Raw genomic sequence first — 19648 nt, 5'->3', positions numbered from 1 at the left:
ACCTGGAGGCCAACGGCCATGGAACGTCTGAGCCGCGTTCTGGTTGCCTTGACCCGCTGGGGGCTGGGCGTTTGCGCCCTGCTGGCGGTGCTGGTGGCGCTGTATGTCAGCCTTGGCCGCGAACTGGTGCCGCTGGTGGCCGAGTACCGGGCCGATGTCGAAAGCAAGGCCGAGCAGGCTCTGGGCCTGCCGGTGCATGTCGGTGCCCTGGAAGGCCGCTGGAGCGGCCTGGCACCGGTGCTGCAAGTGCGCGATCTGCAGCTGGGCGAAGGGGCCACGGCGCTGCGCCTGGACGAGGTCAAGGTGGTGCCCGACCTCTGGGCCAGCCTCACTGCGCGTGAAGTGCGCCTGGCACGCATTCAGCTGGGCGGCCTGCAACTGATCCTGCGCGAGAACGAGCAGGGCGCCTGGAACCTCGAAGGCCTGCCGAAGAAGGACGACGCGCCCCTCGACCCGGCCGAGCTGCTGCAACGCCTGCGCCAGCTGGGCCGCATCGATGTGTTCGACAGCCAGGTCACCTTGCACCCCTGGCAACGCGACCCGCTGACCCTGACCTATGTGAGCGCCGGTTTGCAGGCCGGTGCTTCACGCCAGGCCCTGGACCTGCGCGCGACCCTGCCCGATGGCCAGCCGCTGGCCCTGAACCTGCGGAGTCGGGCGTCGGCCGGCGCCTGGCGCGAAGGCCAGGCCGAAGCCTACCTGAGCCTGCCGCAGAGTGACTGGGCGCGCTGGCTGCCGCCACGCCTGCTCGGGCAGTGGCATGCCGACGCCTTGCGCGCCGGCGGCGAGTTCTGGGTCGATTGGCGCCAGGGGCAGTTGCAGCAGGCCGTTGTCCGCCTCAATGCACCTGAACTGCAGGGCGCCTATGCCGGGCGCAAGGCCGCTGGCGTTAACAACCTGGCGCTGGGCGCCTGGTTCCAGCGTCAGGAGCAAGGCTTCGACGTGGTGGTCGACTCGCTGGCCATGGACATCGGCAAGCGCCGCTGGGAGTCGCACCTGCAATTGCAGCAGCGCCCCGGCGAGGATGCTGCTGCAGAACGCTGGCAGCTTCAGGCCGACCGCCTGGACCTGACCCCCTTGACGCCGCTGATCGATGCCCTGGCGCCGCTGCCGGACAAGGTCATGGCCGTGGTCGATGGCTTGAAGGTGACCGGGGTGCTGCGCAATGTGCGCCTGGTCGCCCGGCCCAAGGCCGCGGGTGACCAGCGCCTGCAGTTCGAGGCCAACCTGGAAAAGGTCGGCTTCGATGCCTATCGCAATGCCCCGGCTGCCGGTAATGTCAGCGGCAGCATCAGCGGTGACCTGGGCCAGGGTGAACTGCGCCTGGATACCGATGCGTTCATGCTGCATCTGTACCCGATCTTCGCCAAACCCTGGCATTACCAGAAGGCCAACGCGCGGCTGACCTGGGCTTTGGACCAGCAAGGTTTCACCCTGGTCGCCCCTTATCTCAAGGTGTTGGGCGAGGAGGGCAAGATCGCCGGTGACTTCCTCATTCGGCTGTTGTTCGAGGAGGGCCGCGAGGACTACATGGACCTGCGCGTCGGCCTGACCGAAGGCGATGGCCGCTACACCGCCAAGTACCTGCCCGAAGTGCTCAGCCCGGCCCTCGACGAATGGCTGCGCAGCGCGATCGTCAAAGGCACGGTGGACGAAGGTTATTTCCAGTACCAGGGCTCGCTGAACCATGGCGTGGCGCCGGAAGCCCGCAGCATCAGCCTGTTCTTCAAGGTGCGTGATGCCGCCCTGGACTTCCAGCCGGGCTGGCCACAGGTGCAGCATGTGGATGGCGATGTGTTCATCGAGGACAGCGGTGTACGTATCACGGCCCAGCGGGGCATGCTGCTCGACACCCAGGTCAGTGATGTGACCGTCGATATCCCGCATGTCGAAGAGGGCCAGCACAGCCACCTGTACCTGAATGGCGACTTCGACGGCAGCCTGGGCGATGGCCTGAAGATTCTCAAGGAAGCGCCGATCGGCACCGGCGAGGTCTTCGCTGGTTGGGAGGGGGAAGGGCCGCTCAAGGGCAAGCTCAAGCTCGACATTCCGCTGGCCCACGGGCAGCGGCCGAACGTGCAGGTGGACTTCGCCACGCACGATGCGCGGCTGAAGGTGGCGCCGCCGAGCCTGGAGTTGAGCCGCCTGAAGGGTGACTTCAGTTTCGATTACGACAAGGGCCTGAGCGGCAAGGGCATCAGCCTGCAAGCCTTCGGCAAGCCGGTGACGGCGCAGATCAGCGCCGAAGGCCAGCCTGGGCAGATGCAGACCCGCATCGACGCCAATGGCAAGGTCTCGCTCAAGGCGCTGACCGACTGGCTGCAGTTCACCCAGGCCGTGCCAGTATCCGGCGAGCTGCCGTACCAGTTGCAACTCAGCCTGGGTAGCCGTGACAACCGCCTGAGCATCAACTCCAGCCTCAAAGGCCTGGCCATCGACCTGCCGGCGCCGTTCGGCAAGGCCGCGGCGGATGCTCGTGACAGCCGTTTCAGCATGACCCTGCAGGGGCCTGAACGGCGTTTCGACGCGGCTTACATCGACCTCGCCCGTTTTGCCTATGCAGCGCCGGCCGGCAAACTGGCCCAGGGCCGTGGCGAGCTGCTGCTGGGCGCAGGTGACGCCCAGCTACCTGCCGGCCAGGGCCTGCGGGTACGGGGTCGGCTGGAGGCGCTGGACCTGGCGCCCTGGCAGGAGCAGGCGGCGCGGCTGGCGGGGGACGACCCGGGTGGTAGCGCGCGACAGAACCTGCAAAGCGTCGACCTGAGCATCGGCCAACTCAAAGCCTTCGGCCAGGAGCTGAACCAGGCCGTGGTGCGCCTGGTGCGTGGCGGCCCCGCCTGGGACTTGCGCCTGGACAGCAAGGAAGTCATTGGCAACGCCCGCGTGCCGGATGCCAAGGGTGCACCGATGGTGGTGCGCCTGCAGACCTTGCGCCTGCCTGCCGCCAGCGCGGCTGAAAAACAGGCCGACGCGCAGGCGGCGGAGGCACCGGACCCGCTGGCCTCGTTCGACCCGCGCAAGGTGCCGGCGCTGGACCTGGGCATCGACAAGCTCTACCGCGGTGACGACCTGTACGGCAGCGCATCGCTGAAGTTGCGGCCGACCGCGCGCGGTGTGACCGCCAGCGATATCAACCTCGACTTCAAAGGCCTGCGTATCAATGGCGGTGGCGGCTGGGAGGGCCAGCCGGGGAGTACCAGCAGCTGGTACAAGGGCCGTCTGGACGGCAAGAACCTGGCGGATGTGCTCAACGCCTGGGGCTTTGCCCCGACCGTGACCAGCCGCGACTTCCGCCTGGATGTGGATGGCCGCTGGCCGGGTTCGCCCGCCTCGGTGAGCCTGACGCGCTTCTCCGGCAGCATGGACGCGGCACTGCGCACCGGCCAGTTCGTCGAAGTGGAGGGCAGTGCCCAGGCGCTGCGGGTGTTCGGCCTGCTCAATTTCAACTCCATTGGTCGGCGGCTGCGCCTGGACTTCTCCGACCTGTTCGACAAGGGCCTTGCCTACGACCGGGTCAAGGGCCTGCTGGTGGCCAGTGATGGGGTCTACGTGACCCGAGAGCCGATCAGCGTGACCGGCCCGTCGAGCAATTTCGAGCTGGATGGCACCCTGGACATGGTCCGCGACCGCGTCGATGCCAACCTGCAGGTGACCTTGCCGGTGACCAACAACCTGCCGCTGGCGGCGCTGATCGTCGGCGCGCCGGCGGTCGGTGGGGCGCTGTTCCTGGTCGACCGGCTGATCGGCGACCGCGTATCGCGCTTTGCCAGCGTGCACTACCGTGTCGAAGGGCCGTGGAAAGAGCCTAGAATCACTTTTGTGAAACCTTTCGAGAAATCCCGTTAGGAGTGCCCATGAAGGCAGCGGTAATCCAGATGGTCAGCCAGGACGATGTACTGGCCAACCTGCAGCGAGCCGGTGCCCTGCTGGAGCAGGCGGCGCTCGGTGGCGCCCGCCTGGCCGTGCTGCCGGAAAACTTCGCCGCCATGGGCCGCAAGGACGCCGCCGCCATTGGCCGCGCCGAAGCGCTGGGCGAAGGGCCGATCCTGCCCTGGTTGAAACGCACCGCCCGCGACCTCAAGTTATGGATTGTCGCCGGGACCTTGCCCTTGCCACCGGTCGGCCAGCCCGAAGCCAAGGCCCATGCCTGCTCGCTGCTGGTCGACGAGCACGGCGAGGTGGTAGCACGCTATGACAAGCTGCACCTGTTCGATGTGGACGTTGCCGACAACCGCGGCCGTTATCGCGAATCCGACGATTACGCCCATGGCGGCCAGGTGGTGGTGGCAGATACACCCTTGGGTCGCCTGGGGTTGAGTGTGTGCTACGACCTGCGTTTCCCCGAACTGTACAGCGCGCTGCGTGCCGCCGGTGCGGAACTGATCACCGCGCCCGCTGCCTTTACAGCAGTGACCGGCGCTGCGCACTGGGAAGTGCTGGTGCGTGCCCGCGCCATCGAGACGCAGTGCTATGTGCTGGCTGCGGCGCAGGGCGGCACCCATCCGGGCCCACGGGAAACCCATGGCCATGCCGCGATCGTCGACCCCTGGGGGCGTATCGTCGCGGAACAGGCGCAAGGTGAAGCGGTATTGCTCGCCGAGCGCGACATTGATGAACAGGCGTCCATCCGGGCGCGCATGCCGGTGGTTTCGCACCGGCGCTTTTTCTCGCAGGGCGCATTGCGGCCTGCGCACACCTCGGAGTGACTATGAGCCAGATGTTATCCACCGTCAGTGAGCAGCTCCTGGCCCCAGGCGGCTTGACCCTGGACAGCCTGCAGAGCGTACTGGGTGAGTTGGCCGGCCCCGGCATCGACGCCGCCGACCTGTATTTCCAGGGCCAGATCTCGGAAACCTGGGCGCTGGAAGACGGCATCGTCAAAGAGGGCAGTTTCAACCTCGACCAAGGCGTGGGCGTGCGTGCCCAATCCGGTGAAAAGACCGGCTTCGCCTATAGCAACGCGATCAACCTCGAGGCCCTGACCTCGGCCGCCCGCGCCGCCCGTTCGATCTCGCGTGCCGGGCAGAACGGCCGGGTGCAGGCCTTCCGTAGCCAGGATGTGACAGCCTTGTACCCGGCGGACAACCCGCTGGATGTGCTCAGCCGTGCCGAAAAGGTCGAGCTGCTTAAACGGGTCGACGCGGCCACCCGTGCCCTCGACCCGCGTATTCAGCAGGTCAGCGTGAGCATGGCCGGGGTCTGGGAGCGAATCCTGATCGCCGCAGCCGATGGCAGCCTGGCTGCCGATGTGCGCCCGCTGGTGCGCTTCAACGTCAGCGTCATCGTCGAGCAGAACGGCCGCCGCGAGCGTGGCGGGCAGGGCGGTGGCGGGCGTACCGACTACCGCTTCTTCACCGAAGAGCGGGTGATGGGTTACGCCCGCGAAGCGCTGCGCCAGGCATTGGTGAACCTGGAGGCGATCCCCGCACCGGCCGGTACCTTGCCGGTGGTGCTGGGCTCGGGCTGGTCGGGCGTGCTGTTGCACGAGGCGGTCGGCCATGGCCTGGAGGGTGACTTCAACCGCAAGGGCAGTTCGGCGTTCAGCGGCCGCATCGGCGAGCAAGTGGCGTCGAGCCTGTGCACCATCGTTGACGATGGCACCCTCGAAGGCCGCCGTGGTTCGCTGAGCGTGGACGATGAAGGCACCCCGACCGAATGCACCACGTTGATCGAGAACGGGGTACTCAAGGGCTACATGCAGGACAAGCTGAACGCGCGCCTGATGGGCATGGCGGTGACCGGCAACGGCCGCCGTGAATCCTACGCGCACTTGCCGATGCCACGCATGACCAATACCTACATGCGTGCTGGCGAAAGCGACCCGCAGGAAATCATCGCTTCGGTGAAAAAGGGCATCTACTGCGCCAACCTCGGTGGCGGCCAGGTGGATATCACCAGTGGTAAATTCGTGTTCTCGACCAGTGAGGCCTACCTGATCGAAGACGGCAGGATTACCGCGCCGGTGAAGGGCGCGACCCTGATCGGCAATGGTCCGGAGGCGATGAGCCGGGTGTCGATGGTCGGTAACGACCTGGCGCTGGACAGCGGGGTAGGGACCTGTGGCAAGGACGGGCAGTCGGTGCCGGTCGGGGTCGGGCAGCCGACCTTGAAGCTGGATGCGATTACCGTTGGCGGTACCGGGGCGTGATGGCCATCTGGGACCGCTTTGCGGTCCTTTCGCGACGCAAGGCCGCTCCTACAGGAATTGCGCCATGCAGAAATGGCCGTGCACTTACTGTGGGAGCGGCCTTGTGTCGCGATTGGGCCGCAAAGCGGCCCCAGGGTGATCAGCGTAACCCGCGCTGCAATTCGTCGAGGTCGCGGATGTACTTGAACACCTTGCGCGCAGCGGCAGGCGGCTTGTTCCGTGCCTTTTCGTGCTGGGCATGGCGCACCAGCGAGCGCAACTGCTGGCGATCGGTGTCGGGGTACTCGTTGACGAAGCGTTCGAGGTCTTCGTCGTTGCCGTCGATCAACCGGTCACGCCAGCGCTCCAGACCGTGGAAACGCTCGTTGTATTGCCGTGTCGAGCTGTCCATCTGTTCGAGCAGGGCGTGGATGGCGTCCAGGTCTTGTACGCGCATCAGCTTGCCGACGAACGACATATGGCGTTTGCGGGCACCGTGAGCGGTGTGCTTGCTGGCTTCGGCCAAGGCCTTGCGCAGCTCGTCGGTCAACGGCAGGCGCGCCAGGGTGTCGGCCTTGAGCGTGGTAAGGCGCTCGCCGAGTTCGACCAGCGCATGCAGCTCGCGCTTGATCTGGGTTTTGCTTTTTTCGCCGTCGAAGGCGTCGTCGTTTGAATCAACCATGGTGGCAGTCCGCTAAAGATCGCCGCCATGATAACCAGTCGGGGGCCGCTTGTCCGGCCCGGTCGTAGAATGACCCTCGCCGAACGCAGAATTTGAGTGGAGAGAACCATGAGTGCAGTCCAGAGCGTAGGTCCGCAAGACCTGCCAGCATTGCAGGAGCAGGTCGAGGCGATCATCGCCGAGGCGCGCCGCCAGGGCGCCAGCGCCTGCGAAGTGGCGGTGTCGCTGGAGCAGGGCCTGTCCACCACGGTACGCCAGCGTGAGGTCGAAACGGTCGAATTCAACCGCGACCAGGGCTTTGGCATCACCCTTTATGTCGGCCAGCGCAAAGGCTCGGCCAGCACCTCGGCCAGCGGCCCGGAAGCGATCCGCGAAACCGTCGCGGCAGCCTTGGCGATTGCCCGGCATACCTCCGAGGACGACTGCTCCGGCCTGGCCGACGCGGCGCTGATGGCCCGCGAGATCCCAGACCTGGACCTTTACCACGACTGGGATCTGGAGCCCGAGAAGGCCATCGAGATGGCTTTGGCCTGCGAGGCGGCGGCGTTCGACGCCGATCCGCGTATCCTCAACGCCGACGGCACCACCCTCAATACCCACCAAGGCTGCCGCGTGTATGGCAACAGCCATGGTTTCATCGGTGGCTACGCCTCGACCCGGCACAGCTTGAGCTGCGTGATGATCGCCGAAGGCGACGGGCAGATGCAGCGTGACTACTGGTATGACGTGAACCGCCAGGGCAACCTGCTGGCCGACCCGCGTAGCATCGGCGTGCGCGCTGCCCAGCGTGCCGCCAGCCGCCTGGGCGCGCGGCCGGTGCCGACCTGCGAGGTGCCGGTGCTGTTCTCGGCCGAGCTGGCCGGCGGCCTGTTCGGCAGCTTCCTGTCGGCCATTTCCGGCGGCAATCTGTACCGCAAGTCGTCCTTCCTCGAGGGCACCCTTGGCCAGCGCTTGTTCCCCTCCTGGCTGACCCTCGACGAGCGCCCGCATATCCCGCGCGCACTGGCCAGTGCTGCATTCGACGGTGATGGCCTGGCCACCTATGCCAAGCCGTTCGTCGACAAGGGCGAGCTGGTTTCGTACCTGCTGGGTACCTATTCCGGGCGCAAGCTGGGTTTGCCAAGCACGGCCAACGCCGGCGGCGTGCACAACCTGTTCGTCAGCCATGGCGTCGAAGACCAGGCGGCGCTGATCCGGCGCATGGGCCGCGGGCTGCTGATCACCGAACTGATGGGCCACGGCCTGAACATGGTGACGGGCGATTATTCCCGTGGTGCGGCGGGCTTCTGGGTCGAAAATGGCGAGATCCAGCATGCGGTGCAGGAAGTGACCATTGCCGGCAATATGAAGGATATGTTCCAGCAGATTGTCGCGATTGGCAGTGATCTTGAGACCCGCAGCAATATCCACACGGGGTCTGTGCTGATCGAGCGGATGACCGTTGCTGGTAGCTGATCTTTAGCCTGTACCGGCCTCTTCGCGGGCTTGCCCGCTCCCACAGGTAGTGCACAAGCTTGAAGCCTGTGCGATCCCTGTGGGAGCGGGCAAGCCCGCGAAAGGGCCGGTGCAGGCAGTGGAAAATTTCCAGTGAAACCGAAGACCCGGCCCTCCGCCGGGTTTTTCTGTTTGATCACCCCACACTTGAATTGATATCAAATATCAATTAATAATGAATCTCATTATCCGACCACCCGGCGATGATGTTCATGAAACCCGTCCTCCGCGAACTGCCCTACCTGGACAACTGGCGCTGGCTCAGCCGACGCATTCGTTGCGCGCTCGAGCCTGACGAGCCGCGCCTCATCGAGCACTACCTGGCCGAAGGCCGTTACCTGGCGTGTTGCACCGAGACCTCACCCTGGACTGTGGCGATGACTTCCTTCCGCCTGCTGCTCGATACCGCCAGCGACCGCATGCTGCCTTGGCATTGGCGCTGCCTATGCCTGGACCAGGCCTGGCGGCCGCTGCTGCAACTGCGCAACCTCGACCGCCAGGCCCAGAACCAGCGCTGGCAGCCGTACGCCCTGCAACTGGCCAGTTGCCGCCTGCTGCCGTCGATTTCTCCCGATGAACTGATGCAAGGATTTGACCATGAGTGATACCCGTATCGAACGCGACAGCATGGGTGAATTGCAAGTGCCGGCCCAGGCCCTGTACGGTGCCCAGACTCAGCGCGCTGTCGACAACTTCCCGATCAGCGGCCAGCGCATGCCGGCCCAGTTCATTCGTGCGCTGCTGCTGGCCAAGGCTGCCGCGGCCAAGGCCAACGTCGAACTGCAGCAGCTGTCGGCGGCACAGGGCGAGGCTATCGTCAAAGCCGTCGAGCAACTGCTGGCGGGGGACTACCTGCAGCATTTCCCGGTGGATGTGTTCCAGACCGGTTCCGGCACCAGCTCGAACATGAACGCCAACGAGGTGATCGCCACCTTGGCCAGCCGTGTTCTGGGCGACGCTGTCAACGCCAACGACCACGTCAACTGTGGCCAAAGCAGCAATGACATCATCCCCACCACCATTCATGTCAGTGCCGCCCTGGCCCTGCATGAGCAACTGCTGCCAGCCTTGGCGCACCTGGTCGAGGTAATCGAGGCCAAATCGGTGCAGGTGCACCCGTACGTGAAGACCGGCCGTACCCACCTGATGGACGCGATGCCGGTGCGCATGAGCCAGGTGCTGGATGGCTGGGCGGCGCAGATCGACGCTGCCAAGGCCCACCTCGAAGCGACCTTGCCGAGCCTGCAAGCGCTGGCCCAGGGCGGCACTGCCGTGGGCACCGGCATCAACGCCCATCCGCAGTTCGCCAGCGGCTTCGCCCGCCAGCTCAGCGACCTGACCCGGGTCGAATTCCGCCCCGGGCAGAACCTGTTCGCCCTGATCGGCTCGCAAGACACCGCCGTGGCCCTGTCCGGGCAGCTGAAGACGACCGCGGTGGCGTTGATGAAGATCGCCAACGACCTGCGCTGGATGAACTCGGGCCCGCTGGCCGGCCTCGGTGAGATCGAGTTGCAGGGGCTGCAGCCGGGCTCTTCGATCATGCCGGGCAAGGTCAACCCGGTCATTCCGGAGGCCACCGCCATGGTCGCGGCGCAGGTGATCGGCAATGACGCCACCATCGCCATCGCTGGCCAGTCCGGCAACTTCGAATTGAACGTGATGCTGCCGGTGATTGCCCGCAACCTGCTGGAAAGCATCGGGCTGATGGCCAACGTCAGCCGCCTGCTGGCCGACAAAGCCATCGCCAGCTTCAAGGTCAACGAAGGCAAGCTCAAGGAAGCCCTGGCGCGCAACCCGATCCTGGTCACGGCGTTGAACCCGATCATCGGCTATCTCAAAGCCGCCGAAATCGCCAAGACCGCCTACAAACAGGGCCGCCCGATCATTGATGTGGCGCTGGAGCACACCGACCTGTCGCGTGAGCAGCTGGAGAAGCTGCTGGACCCGGAAAAGCTGACCGCCGGTGGTATCTGACCGGCGTGAACGTTATTCGCCTTCGTCGAAATAGTTGTTGATCAGCTCGACCAGCGCGGCCATGGCATCCTCGTCCTGCTCACCTTCGGTATGCAGGTGCACCTGGGTGCCTTTGCCGGCCGCCAGCATCATCACCGCCATGATGCTCTTGCCGTCTACCAGCTTGTCCGGCGCGCGGCCGACCCTGACCTGGCAGGGGAAGCGGCCGGCTACGCCGACGAACTTGGCCGCCGCCCGGGCATGCAGGCCCAGCTTGTTGATGATGGTGATTTCACGGGCGGGCATCGTGGGGCGGATCCTTGGGCTAGAGGTCGCGATGGCGAACCTGGACGTTTTTCAGGGATTGCTGCAACAACTGGCCAAGGCGTTCGGTAATGTACACCGAGCGGTGGTGGCCGCCGGTGCAACCGATGGCAATGGTAACGTAGGCGCGGTTGCTGGCGGCGAAGCGCGGTAGCCACTTGAGCAGGTAGCTGGAAATGTCGTTGAACATCTCTTCGACATCCGGCTGCGCGGCCAGGTAGTCGATCACCGGTTGCTCAAGGCCCGAGTGCTCACGCAACTCGGGCTTCCAGTAGGGGTTGGGCAGGCAGCGTACATCGAACACCAGGTCGGCATCGACCGGCATGCCACGCTTGAAACCGAACGACTCGACCAGAAACGCCGTGCCTGGCTCGGGCTGGTTGAGCAGGCGCAGCTTGATCGAATCACGCAGCTGGTACAGGTTCAGGCTAGTGGTGTCGATCTTCAGGTCAGCCAGGTCGGCAATCGGCCCGAGCAATTCGCTTTCCACCCGAATCGCTTCGGCAAGCGAGCGGTCGGCGTTGGTCAACGGGTGGCGCCGGCGGGTTTCCGAGAAGCGCTTGAGCAGCACGTCTTCGTCGGCATCCAGGTACAGCACATCGCACTGGATATGCCGGGCACGGGCTTCTTCGAGCAATTCGGGGAAGCGCGTCAGGTGGCTGGGCAGGTTGCGCGCGTCGATCGACACGGCGACCTTGGGTTGCAGCAACTCGGTGTTGATCAGGGCATTTTCCGCCAGCTGCGGCAGCAGCCCGGCTGGCAGGTTGTCAATGCAGTAGAAACCGTTGTCTTCCAAGACATCGAGGGCGGTGCTCTTGCCGGAGCCGGACCGGCCGCTGACGATGATCAGGCGCATGTTCAGTGCTCGTTCTGTACGTCCAGGACAACCTGGAACAGGGCCTCGCTGCTGGTGGCCGCACGCAGGCGATCACGAACCTCCTTGCGATCAAGCATGCTGGCAATCTGGCGCAGCAGTTCCAGATGGGCATCGGTGGCGGCTTCCGGCACCAGCAGGACGAACAGCAGGTCCACCGGTGCGCCATCGATGGCGTCGTAGTCGATAGGGGCTTCCAGGTGCAGCAGGGCGCTGACCGGAGCGGAGCATCCTTCAAGGCGGCAGTGCGGGATGGCGATGCCGTTGCCGAAACCGGTCGAACCGAGTTTTTCCCGGGCGACCAGTTTTTCGAAGACGTCTTGCATCTCCAGTTCCGGCACTTGTTCGGCGATGACGGTGGCGACCTTTTCCAGGGCGCGCTTCTTGCTGCCGCCCGGCACGTTCACGAGGGAACGGCCGGGGGTCAGGATGGTTTCAAGTCGGATCATGGATGAGGGGGATCAGCGAGCAGCTGCACCTTGCAGCAGGCTTTGCTGTTTTTCCTTGTGTTTTTTCAGTTGGCGGTCGAGCTTGTCAGCCAAGGCGTCGATCGCTGCATACATGTCTTCGTGTTCGGCGTTGGCAACCACTTCGCCGCCGGGAATCTGCAAGGTCGCCTCGACCTTCTGCTGCAGCTTCTCGACCTTCATGATGACCTGCACGTTGGTGATCTTGTCGAAGTGACTTTCCACGCGAGCGAGCTTTTCAAGCACGTAATCGCGCAGTGGTTGGGTGACTTCTACATGCTGTCCACTGATATTGACTTGCATACAGCTTCTCCTTTGTTGCCCGTGCATAAAGAGGCAGGTCTTGCACCTGCCCCACAAACGCTGTGGCACATCTCAGGGGCTACATCAGTCGCTTGCGCTCGCTCGACGGAGCGATGCCGAGGGACTCGCGGTACTTGGCGACGGTGCGACGGGCTACCTGGATGCCTTGTGCCTCCAGTAAACCAGCGATCTTGCTGTCACTCAATGGCTTTTTCTGATTTTCCGCCGCAACCAGTTTCTTGATGATCGCGCGGATCGCCGTGGACGAGCATTCTCCGCCTTCGGAGGTGCTGACATGGCTGGAGAAAAAGTATTTCAGTTCGTAGATGCCACGCGGCGTGTGCATGTATTTCTGCGTGGTCACCCGCGAAATGGTCGACTCGTGCATGCCCACCGCTTCGGCGATGTCATGCAGCACCAGCGGCTTCATCGCCTCGTCGCCGTGGTCGAGGAAGCCGCGCTGATGTTCGACGATCTGCGTGGCCACCTTCATCAGGGTTTCGTTGCGGCTTTGCAGGCTCTTGATGAACCAGCGCGCTTCCTGCAGCTGGTTGCGCATGAAGGTGTTGTCGGCGCTGGTGTCGGCCCGGCGCACGAACCCGGCGTACTGCGGGTTGACGCGCAGGCGCGGAATGGCCTCCTGGTTCAGCTCCACCAGCCAGCGGTCGCTGTCCTTGCGCACGATCACATCGGGCACCACGTACTCGGGCTCGCTGGACTCGATCTGCGAGCCGGGGCGCGGGTTGAGGCTTTGCACCAGCTCGATGACCTGGCGCAGCTCGTCTTCCTTGATTTTCATGCGACGCATCAGCTGGCTGTAATCACGGCTGCCGAGCAAGTCGATGAAATCGCTGACCAGGCGCTTGGCTTCGGTCATCCACGGGGTATTGGCGGGCAACTGGCGCAATTGCAGCAACAGGCATTCACCCAGGTTGCGCGCGCCGACACCGGCCGGCTCGAACTGCTGAATGCGGTGCAGTACCGCTTCGACCTCGTCCAGTTCAATATCCAGCTCGGGGTCGAAGCCGGCGCAGATTTCCTCGAGGGTATCTTCCAGGTAACCCTGGCCGTTGATGCTGTCGATCAGGGTGACGGCGATCAGGCGATCGGTATCGGACATCGGCGCCAGGTTGAGTTGCCACAGCAGGTGGCTTTGCAGGCTCTCGCCGGCCGATGTGCGGGTGGTGAAATCCCACTCGTCGTCGTCATTGCTCGGCAGGCTGCTGGCGCTGGTCTGGTAGATGTCTTCCCAGGCGGTGTCGACCGGCAGCTCGTTGGGAATGCGCTCGCTCCACTCGCCATCTTCCAGGTTGTCGGCACTGACGGTGGTTTCCTGGAAACTGTTGTCCTGGACTTCGGCGGCCGGCTTGTTCTCGGCGTTGTCCGCCATCGGGTCGCTGTTGTCGAAGTCGTCGCCGTCTTCCTGACGTTCGAGCATCGGGTTCGACTCCAGCGCTTCCTGGATTTCCTGTTGGAGGTCCAGGGTGGAGAGCTGGAGCAGGCGGATGGCCTGTTGCAACTGCGGTGTCATCGTCAGTTGCTGGCCCATTTTTAGGACGAGCGATGGTTTCATGGCTGGGGCTTAATACCTTGTTCGCCGGCGCGCATGCGCCATCCACTACACGAGGGCGCCGGAGCGCCAGATCAAGCAAGTTTTATGCCTTAAATTGTAGCGTTTGCCTAGAGCACTGTAACAACTTTGCCCTCGGTGTCGGGCGAATTTCAGTGCTCCAGGCGCGTGCAGGGCTCAGAGCCGGAACTCGTGGCCCAGGTAAACCTCTTTGACCAGGTCGTTGGCCAGGATGGTTTCGGCGTCGCCTTCAGCGATCAGTCGGCCATCATTGACGATATAGGCGGTTTCGCAGATATCCAGCGTCTCGCGCACGTTGTGGTCGGTGATCAGTACACCGATGCCCTTGGCCTTGAGGTGGTGGATGATCTGCTTGATGTCGCCGACCGAGATCGGGTCGACACCTGCGAACGGTTCGTCCAGCAGGATGAACTTGGGGGCGGTCGCCAGCGCGCGGGCAATTTCCACGCGGCGGCGCTCACCGCCGGACAGGCTCATGCCGAGGTTGTCGCGGATGTGGCTGATGTGGAACTCCTGCAGCAGGCTTTCCAGCTCTTTGCGTCGGCCGTCGCGGTCGAGGTCCTTGCGGGTCTCGAGGATGGCCATGATGTTATCGGCCACCGACAGCTTGCGGAAGATCGAGGCTTCCTGCGGCAGGTAGCCGATGCCGGCGCGGGCGCGACCGTGCATGGGCTGGTGGCTGACATCGAGGTTGTCGATCAGCACGCGCCCCTGTTCGGCCTGGACCAGGCCGACGATCATGTAGAAGCAGGTGGTCTTGCCGGCGCCGTTGGGGCCGAGCAGGCCGACGATCTGGCCGCTGTCGATCGACAGGCTGACGTCACGCACGACTTGCCGCCCCTTGTAGCTCTTGGCCAGGTGCTGGGCTTTGAGGGTTGCCATTTACTCGGCCTTCTTCTTGGGCTGGATCACCATGTCGATACGCTGACGCGGCGAAGTCACGTTGCCACCACGACCGGCGGTTGCCACCTGGGTCTTGGTGTTGTAGACGATCTTCTCGCCTTCGGTCGTGTTGCCTTCGTTCTCGACTTTGGCGCGGTCGGTGAGAACCACCAGGTCTTTCTGCGCCTGATACTGGATGGTCACGCCCCAGCCTTTCATCTTGTCCGGCTTGGCTGCGCTCTGCTGCTGCTCGAAGTAGGCCAGGTTGCCCACCGAGGTCACCACGTCGATATCGCCGGAGGCGGAACGGGTGATGGTCACGGTGTTGCCTTTGATCATCATCGAACCCTGGGTGATGATCACATCGCCGGTGTAGGTGGCCACGCCCTGCTTGTCGTCCAGGTGGGCATTGTCGGCCTGGATGCGAATAGGCTGGTCACGGTCGTTCGGCAGGGCGAGGGCGCTCGCGCTTCCCAGTGCTGCGCTCAGGCTGAGCAGAAGGGGGAGGGTTTTAACGAGCCTCATACTGTCCTCTTACGTTAGAGAGCAAGTCCATCTTGCCTTCTTTCAAATACGCTTTCATTCCTTTGCCCGTAGTTGTGCCACCGGCGCCGTCGATTCTAACGGCTTGCTCGGTCTGCGCATATTGCTTCTGCGGGAACACGGTCATGCGTGAGCTGGTAATGATCATTTCGCGCTGCTTTTCATCGGTGCGGGCGACCCGTACGTTGTCGATCAGTTCGACTTCGCTGCCGTCCGGGTTGACCTCGGCGCGGGTGCTCTGCACATGCCACGGGTATTCGGTGCCGCGGTACAGGTGCAGGTCCGGCGTGGTCAGCAGGGTGATTTCACTGGCCTTGAGGTGCTCGACCTTGTCGGCGGTCATTTCGTACTGCAGCTTGCCGTCGGGCAGGAACTGCACACTGTGGGCGTTGACCGCATAGTAGTCGATGGCGCTTTCGTCGACCTGGGCCACCGGCTTGTCGAGGAAGCTTTCCGGGCTGACATTCCAGTAGCCGATCGCTACCAGCAGCGCGGCGATCACTGCGAGCAGCGCAATGTTGCGGGCTTTCTTGCTGAACATGGGCAGCCTTACAGGTAGTTGGCGTTGGCAGCGTCCAGGGTGCCCTGGGCGTGCATGATCAATTCGCAGAATTCACGGGCTGCACCTTCGCCGCCGCGTGCCTGGGTCACGCCATGGGCGTGCTGGCGAACGAACGGCGCGGCGTTGGCCACTGCCATGCCCAGGGCAACCCGGCGGATCACCGGCAGGTCGGGCAGGTCGTCGCCCAGATAGGCCACTTGAGCATAGCTCAGGCCCAGTTCGGCGAGCAGGCCGTCGAGCACCACCAGTTTGTCCTCGCGGCCCTGGTACAGGTGCGGGATGCCCAGGTTCTTCGCCCGGCGCTCGACCACCGGGGTCTTGCGCCCGCTGATGATCGCGGTGGTCACGCCCGACGCCATGAGCATCTTGATGCCTTGGCCGTCGAGGGTATTGAAGGTCTTGAACTCGCTGCCGTCCTCGAGGAAGTACAGGCGCCCGTCGGTGAGCACGCCGTCGACATCGAACACTGCCAGCTTGATGTGCTTGCCGCGTTGCATGAGGTCCTGGTTCATTCCATCGCTCCTTTACATTACGCCGGCGCGCAACAGGTCGTGCATGTTCAGCGCGCCGGTCGGTCGGTCGTCGCGGTCCACCACCACGAGGGCGCCGATCTTGTGGTCTTCCATGATCTTCAGGGCCTCCGCGGCGAGCATTTCGGCGCGGGCGGTCTTGCCGTGCACGGTCATCACCTGGTCGATCAGGGTGGTGTGCACATCGATGTTGCGGTCCAGGCTGCGGCGCAGGTCGCCGTCGGTGAAGATCCCGGCCAGCTTGCCGTCGGCTTCGACGATCACGGTCATGCCCAGGCCTTTGCGGGACATTTCAAGGAGGGCATCCTTGAGCAGCGTGCCGCGGGGCACCTGAGGCAATTCGTCGCCGGCGTGCATCACGTTCTCCACCTTGAGCAGCAGGCGCCGGCCCAATGCGCCACCGGGGTGCGAGAAGGCAAAGTCCTCGGCAGTGAAGCCGCGCGCTTCGAGCAGGGCGATGGCCAGCGCGTCGCCCAGCACCAGCGAGGCGGTGGTGGAGGAGGTGGGTGCCAGGTTCAGCGGGCAGGCTTCTTGCTCGACACGGGCGTCGAGGTTGACCTCGGCCGCCTGGGCCAGGGGCGAGTCAGGGTTGCCGGTCAGGCTGATCAGCTTGATGCCCAGGCGCTTGATCAGCGGCAGCAAGGTGACGATTTCTGCGGTGCTGCCGGAGTTCGACAGGGCCAGGATGACGTCATCGCGGGTGATCATGCCCATGTCGCCATGGCTGGCTTCGGCCGGGTGCACGAAAAACGCCGGGGTGCCGGTGCTGGCCAGGGTCGCGGCGATCTTGTTGCCGATATGCCCCGACTTGCCCATGCCGACCACGACGACCCGGCCCTTGCTGGCCAGGATCAGCTCGCAGGCCTTGACGAAATTGTCGTCGATGCGCGCCAGCAGGGCCTCTACGGCCTCGAGTTCCAGGCGCAGGGTGCGTTGGGCGGATTGGATCAGCTCGCTGGATTGGCTCATGTCGAAAAAGCAATGCCTGATGAAAAGGCGGCGATTATAGCTGCAATGAAAGAAACCCTCACGCTTTCGATTGCCGTGGCGAACCTCTCGCCAGTCTGTCGCGGGGCTGAACGACTCGTTAGCCGACCTTGGGGCGGCGCTGTCAGCGGTGCTATAGTTCGCCGCTATTCGGCCTGCCAAAGGCGCTTGTGCCTTCCAGACGGAGGCCGGCGTCCATTAGGACGAGGCTGCACCAGCAAGGAGTCTAGATGAGTGTGGATAGCGCCTACGCGGTCGAGTTGAAGGGGGTTACCTTCAAACGCGGGTCGCGCAGCATTTTCAGCAACGTCGACATTCGCATCCCGCGCGGCAAGGTCACCGGTATCATGGGGCCATCGGGTTGCGGCAAGACCACGTTGCTCCGCCTGATGGGCGCGCAGTTGCGCCCGTCCAGCGGTGAAGTCTGGGTTGCCGGGCAGAACCTGCCGACGCTGTCGCGCAGCGACCTGTTCGACGCCCGCAAGCAGATGGGTGTGCTGTTCCAGAGCGGCGCACTGTTCACCGACCTCGATGTGTTCGAGAACGTCGCGTTCCCGCTGCGCGTGCACACCCAGCTGTCGGATGAAATGATTCGCGACATCGTGCTGATGAAGCTGCAGGCCGTGGGCCTGCGCGGTGCCATCGACCTGATGCCCGACGAGCTGTCCGGTGGCATGAAGCGCCGCGTGGCGCTGGCCCGGGCGATTGCGCTGGATCCGCAGATTCTGATGTACGACGAACCGTTCGTCGGCCAGGACCCGATCGCCATGGGCGTACTGGTGCGCCTGATCCGCCTGCTCAACGATGCGCTGGGCATCACCAGCATCGTGGTGTCCCATGACCTGGCAGAAACCGCCAGCATCGCCGACTACATCTACGTGGTCGGTGACGGCCAGGTGCTGGGCCAAGGCACGCCTGACGAGCTGATGGGCTCGGACAACCCGCGGATTCGCCAGTTCATGAAAGGCGACCCGGACGGCCCGGTACCCTTCCACTTTCCCGCGCCTGACTACCGCGCCGACCTGCTGGGGGCGCGTTGATGCGCAGAAAATCCTTACTCGAACGTGTCCGCCTGCTGGGTCGTTCGGCGATCGATGTGCTGGCGGTACTGGGGCGTTCCTGCCTGTTCCTGTTCCATGCACTGATCGGCCGCGGTGGCATCGGTGGCGGCTTCCAGCTGCTGACCAAACAGCTGTACTCGGTGGGCGTGCTGTCGCTGGCGATCATCGTCGTGTCCGGGGTATTCATCGGCATGGTGCTGGCGCTGCAGGGCTACAGCATCCTGACCAAATATGGCTCGGAGCAGGCGGTGGGGCAGATGGTCGCGCTGACCCTGCTGCGTGAGCTCGGCCCGGTAGTGACGGCCTTGCTGTTCGCCGGCCGTGCCGGCTCTGCGCTGACCGCCGAAATCGGCAACATGAAATCCACCGAGCAGCTGTCGAGCCTGGAAATGATCGGTGTCGACCCGCTCAAGTACATCGTTGCCCCGCGCCTGTGGGCCGGTTTCATCTCGCTGCCGCTGCTGGCGCTGATCTTCAGCGTGGTCGGCATCTGGGGTGGATCCTGGGTGGCGGTGGACTGGCTGGGCGTCTACGAAGGCTCGTTCTGGGCCAACATGCAGAACAGTGTTTCGTTCACCGACGATGTGCTCAACGGGCTGATCAAGAGCCTGGTATTCGCCTTCGTCACGACCTGGATCGCCGTATTCCAGGGGTACGACTGTGAGCCCACCTCAGAGGGGATCAGCCGTGCCACCACCAAGACCGTGGTTTATGCCTCGTTGGCAGTGCTGGGTCTGGACTTTATTCTGACCGCCTTGATGTTTGGAGATTTCTGATGCAAAACCGCACCCTGGAAATCGGTGTCGGCCTGTTCCTCCTGGCCGGGATCCTGGCGCTGCTGCTGCTGGCCCTGCGTGTCAGCGGCCTGTCGGCCAGCCCGAGCAGCGATACCTATAAAGTTTATGCCTACTTCGACAATATCGCCGGTTTGACGGTCAGAGCTAAAGTGACCATGGCCGGTGTGACCATCGGCAAGGTTACCGCCATCGACCTGGATCGTGATTCCTACACCGGTCGGGTGACGCTGCAGCTGGACAAGTCGGTGGACAACCTGCCGACCGATTCCACTGCCTCGATCCTGACCGCCGGGTTGCTCGGCGAGAAGTACATCGGCATCAGCGTGGGCGGTGAGGACCAGGTGCTCAAGGATGGCGCGACCATTCACGACACCCAGTCGGCACTGGTGCTGGAAGATCTGATTGGCAAGTTCCTGCTCAACTCCGTTGGCAAGGAACCGAAAGAAGCGCAACCGGCTAATTAAGGAGTTT

The 19648-nt window shown here is 63.9% G+C and carries 20 protein-coding genes; 9 read left to right on the top strand and 11 right to left on the bottom strand.

Annotation, left to right across the window (positions count from 1 at the left end; genetic code table 11):
* Window positions 1–18: 18 nt before the first annotated feature.
* Genes C6A77_RS01430 through tldD form a run of 3 tightly spaced genes read left to right on the top strand, consistent with a single transcriptional unit; the run spans window position 19 to window position 6148 of the window.
* Entirely contained in the window at window positions 19–3846 is a 3828-nt protein-coding gene (locus C6A77_RS01430) for a YhdP family protein (RefSeq protein WP_114167708.1), read from the top strand.
* A gap of 8 nt (window positions 3847–3854) precedes the next feature.
* Window positions 3855–4706, top strand: coding sequence for a carbon-nitrogen hydrolase family protein (locus tag C6A77_RS01425; protein ID WP_114167707.1), 852 nt, complete (start codon window positions 3855–3857; stop codon window positions 4704–4706).
* Window positions 4707–4708: 2 nt separating this feature from the next.
* Window positions 4709–6148: a metalloprotease TldD gene (gene tldD, locus C6A77_RS01420; protein ID WP_114167706.1), complete on the top strand. Its 1440-nt coding sequence runs from the start codon at window positions 4709–4711 to the stop codon at window positions 6146–6148.
* Between the two features lie 139 nt (window positions 6149–6287).
* Here the strand turns inward: tldD and yjgA are convergent, their stop codons facing one another.
* Window positions 6288–6809, bottom strand: coding sequence for a ribosome biogenesis factor YjgA (gene yjgA / locus C6A77_RS01415; protein ID WP_009683052.1), 522 nt, complete (start codon window positions 6807–6809; stop codon window positions 6288–6290).
* Window positions 6810–6917: 108 nt separating this feature from the next.
* On the opposite strand from yjgA, the gene pmbA reads away from it, so the two are divergent.
* From pmbA to C6A77_RS01395, 3 genes are all read left to right on the top strand, one after another.
* Window positions 6918–8264, top strand: coding sequence for a metalloprotease PmbA (gene pmbA, locus C6A77_RS01410; protein WP_114167705.1), 1347 nt, complete (start codon window positions 6918–6920; stop codon window positions 8262–8264).
* Between the two features lie 242 nt (window positions 8265–8506).
* A complete protein-coding gene (locus C6A77_RS01400) occupies window positions 8507–8908 on the top strand; it encodes a FagA protein (protein ID WP_114167703.1) in 402 nt (133 codons plus the stop codon).
* Window positions 8901–10277 (top strand): class II fumarate hydratase, encoded by a 1377-nt coding sequence (locus C6A77_RS01395; protein WP_114167702.1) that lies wholly within the window; start codon window positions 8901–8903, stop codon window positions 10275–10277. The genes C6A77_RS01400 and C6A77_RS01395 overlap by 8 nt, the downstream gene beginning before the upstream one ends.
* Window positions 10278–10289: 12 nt before the next feature.
* Here C6A77_RS01395 and C6A77_RS01390 read toward each other — a convergent pair whose 3' ends face one another.
* From C6A77_RS01390 to C6A77_RS01345, 10 genes are all read right to left on the bottom strand, one after another.
* Window positions 10290–10562, bottom strand: coding sequence for an HPr family phosphocarrier protein (locus C6A77_RS01390; RefSeq protein WP_085623981.1), 273 nt, complete (start codon window positions 10560–10562; stop codon window positions 10290–10292).
* 19 nt (window positions 10563–10581) lie between these two features.
* Window positions 10582–11436: an RNase adapter RapZ gene (gene rapZ, locus C6A77_RS01385; protein WP_114167701.1), complete on the bottom strand. Its 855-nt coding sequence runs from the start codon at window positions 11434–11436 to the stop codon at window positions 10582–10584.
* A gap of 2 nt (window positions 11437–11438) precedes the next feature.
* Window positions 11439–11903 (bottom strand): PTS IIA-like nitrogen regulatory protein PtsN, encoded by a 465-nt coding sequence (ptsN, locus tag C6A77_RS01380; RefSeq protein WP_015269060.1) that lies wholly within the window; start codon window positions 11901–11903, stop codon window positions 11439–11441.
* Between the two features lie 12 nt (window positions 11904–11915).
* On the bottom strand, window positions 11916–12224 hold the full coding sequence (gene raiA / locus C6A77_RS01375) for a ribosome-associated translation inhibitor RaiA (protein WP_003255135.1): 309 nt from the start codon (window positions 12222–12224) through the stop codon (window positions 11916–11918).
* A gap of 79 nt (window positions 12225–12303) precedes the next feature.
* Window positions 12304–13797 carry an RNA polymerase factor sigma-54 gene (locus C6A77_RS01370; protein WP_114167700.1) on the bottom strand — a complete coding sequence of 498 codons (1494 nt, stop codon included), beginning with the start codon at window positions 13795–13797 and terminating at the stop codon, window positions 12304–12306.
* Between the two features lie 174 nt (window positions 13798–13971).
* Entirely contained in the window at window positions 13972–14697 is a 726-nt protein-coding gene (gene lptB / locus C6A77_RS01365) for an LPS export ABC transporter ATP-binding protein (protein ID WP_003255132.1), read from the bottom strand.
* Window positions 14698–15222, bottom strand: coding sequence for a lipopolysaccharide transport periplasmic protein LptA (lptA, locus tag C6A77_RS01360; protein ID WP_112250782.1), 525 nt, complete (start codon window positions 15220–15222; stop codon window positions 14698–14700).
* On the bottom strand, window positions 15209–15781 hold the full coding sequence (gene lptC / locus C6A77_RS01355; protein WP_003257918.1) for an LPS export ABC transporter periplasmic protein LptC: 573 nt from the start codon (window positions 15779–15781) through the stop codon (window positions 15209–15211). Before lptC ends, lptA begins: the two co-directional genes overlap by 14 nt.
* Window positions 15782–15789: 8 nt before the next feature.
* On the bottom strand, window positions 15790–16314 hold the full coding sequence (locus C6A77_RS01350) for an HAD family hydrolase (RefSeq protein WP_112250784.1): 525 nt from the start codon (window positions 16312–16314) through the stop codon (window positions 15790–15792).
* Between the two features lie 12 nt (window positions 16315–16326).
* Window positions 16327–17301: a KpsF/GutQ family sugar-phosphate isomerase gene (locus C6A77_RS01345; RefSeq protein ID WP_114167699.1), complete on the bottom strand. Its 975-nt coding sequence runs from the start codon at window positions 17299–17301 to the stop codon at window positions 16327–16329.
* A gap of 248 nt (window positions 17302–17549) precedes the next feature.
* On the opposite strand from C6A77_RS01345, the gene C6A77_RS01340 reads away from it, so the two are divergent.
* Genes C6A77_RS01340 through mlaD form a run of 3 tightly spaced genes read left to right on the top strand, consistent with a single transcriptional unit; the run spans window position 17550 to window position 19641 of the window.
* Window positions 17550–18359, top strand: a complete 810-nt coding sequence (locus C6A77_RS01340) for an ATP-binding cassette domain-containing protein (RefSeq protein ID WP_012270662.1) — start codon at window positions 17550–17552, stop codon at window positions 18357–18359.
* Window positions 18359–19156, top strand: a complete 798-nt coding sequence (mlaE, locus tag C6A77_RS01335) for a lipid asymmetry maintenance ABC transporter permease subunit MlaE (protein WP_114167698.1) — start codon at window positions 18359–18361, stop codon at window positions 19154–19156. The genes C6A77_RS01340 and mlaE overlap by 1 nt, the downstream gene beginning before the upstream one ends.
* Window positions 19156–19641: an outer membrane lipid asymmetry maintenance protein MlaD gene (gene mlaD, locus C6A77_RS01330; RefSeq protein ID WP_016485045.1), complete on the top strand. Its 486-nt coding sequence runs from the start codon at window positions 19156–19158 to the stop codon at window positions 19639–19641. The genes mlaE and mlaD overlap by 1 nt, the downstream gene beginning before the upstream one ends.
* The last annotated feature ends 7 nt before the right edge of the window (window positions 19642–19648 follow it).

Source organism: Pseudomonas sp. AFG_SD02_1510_Pfu_092, assembly GCF_003331055.1.
Taxonomy (GTDB): domain Bacteria; phylum Pseudomonadota; class Gammaproteobacteria; order Pseudomonadales; family Pseudomonadaceae; genus Aquipseudomonas.
The sequence above is the reverse complement of the archived record's forward strand: the minus strand, read 5'-3'. Positions and strand labels throughout refer to the sequence as shown.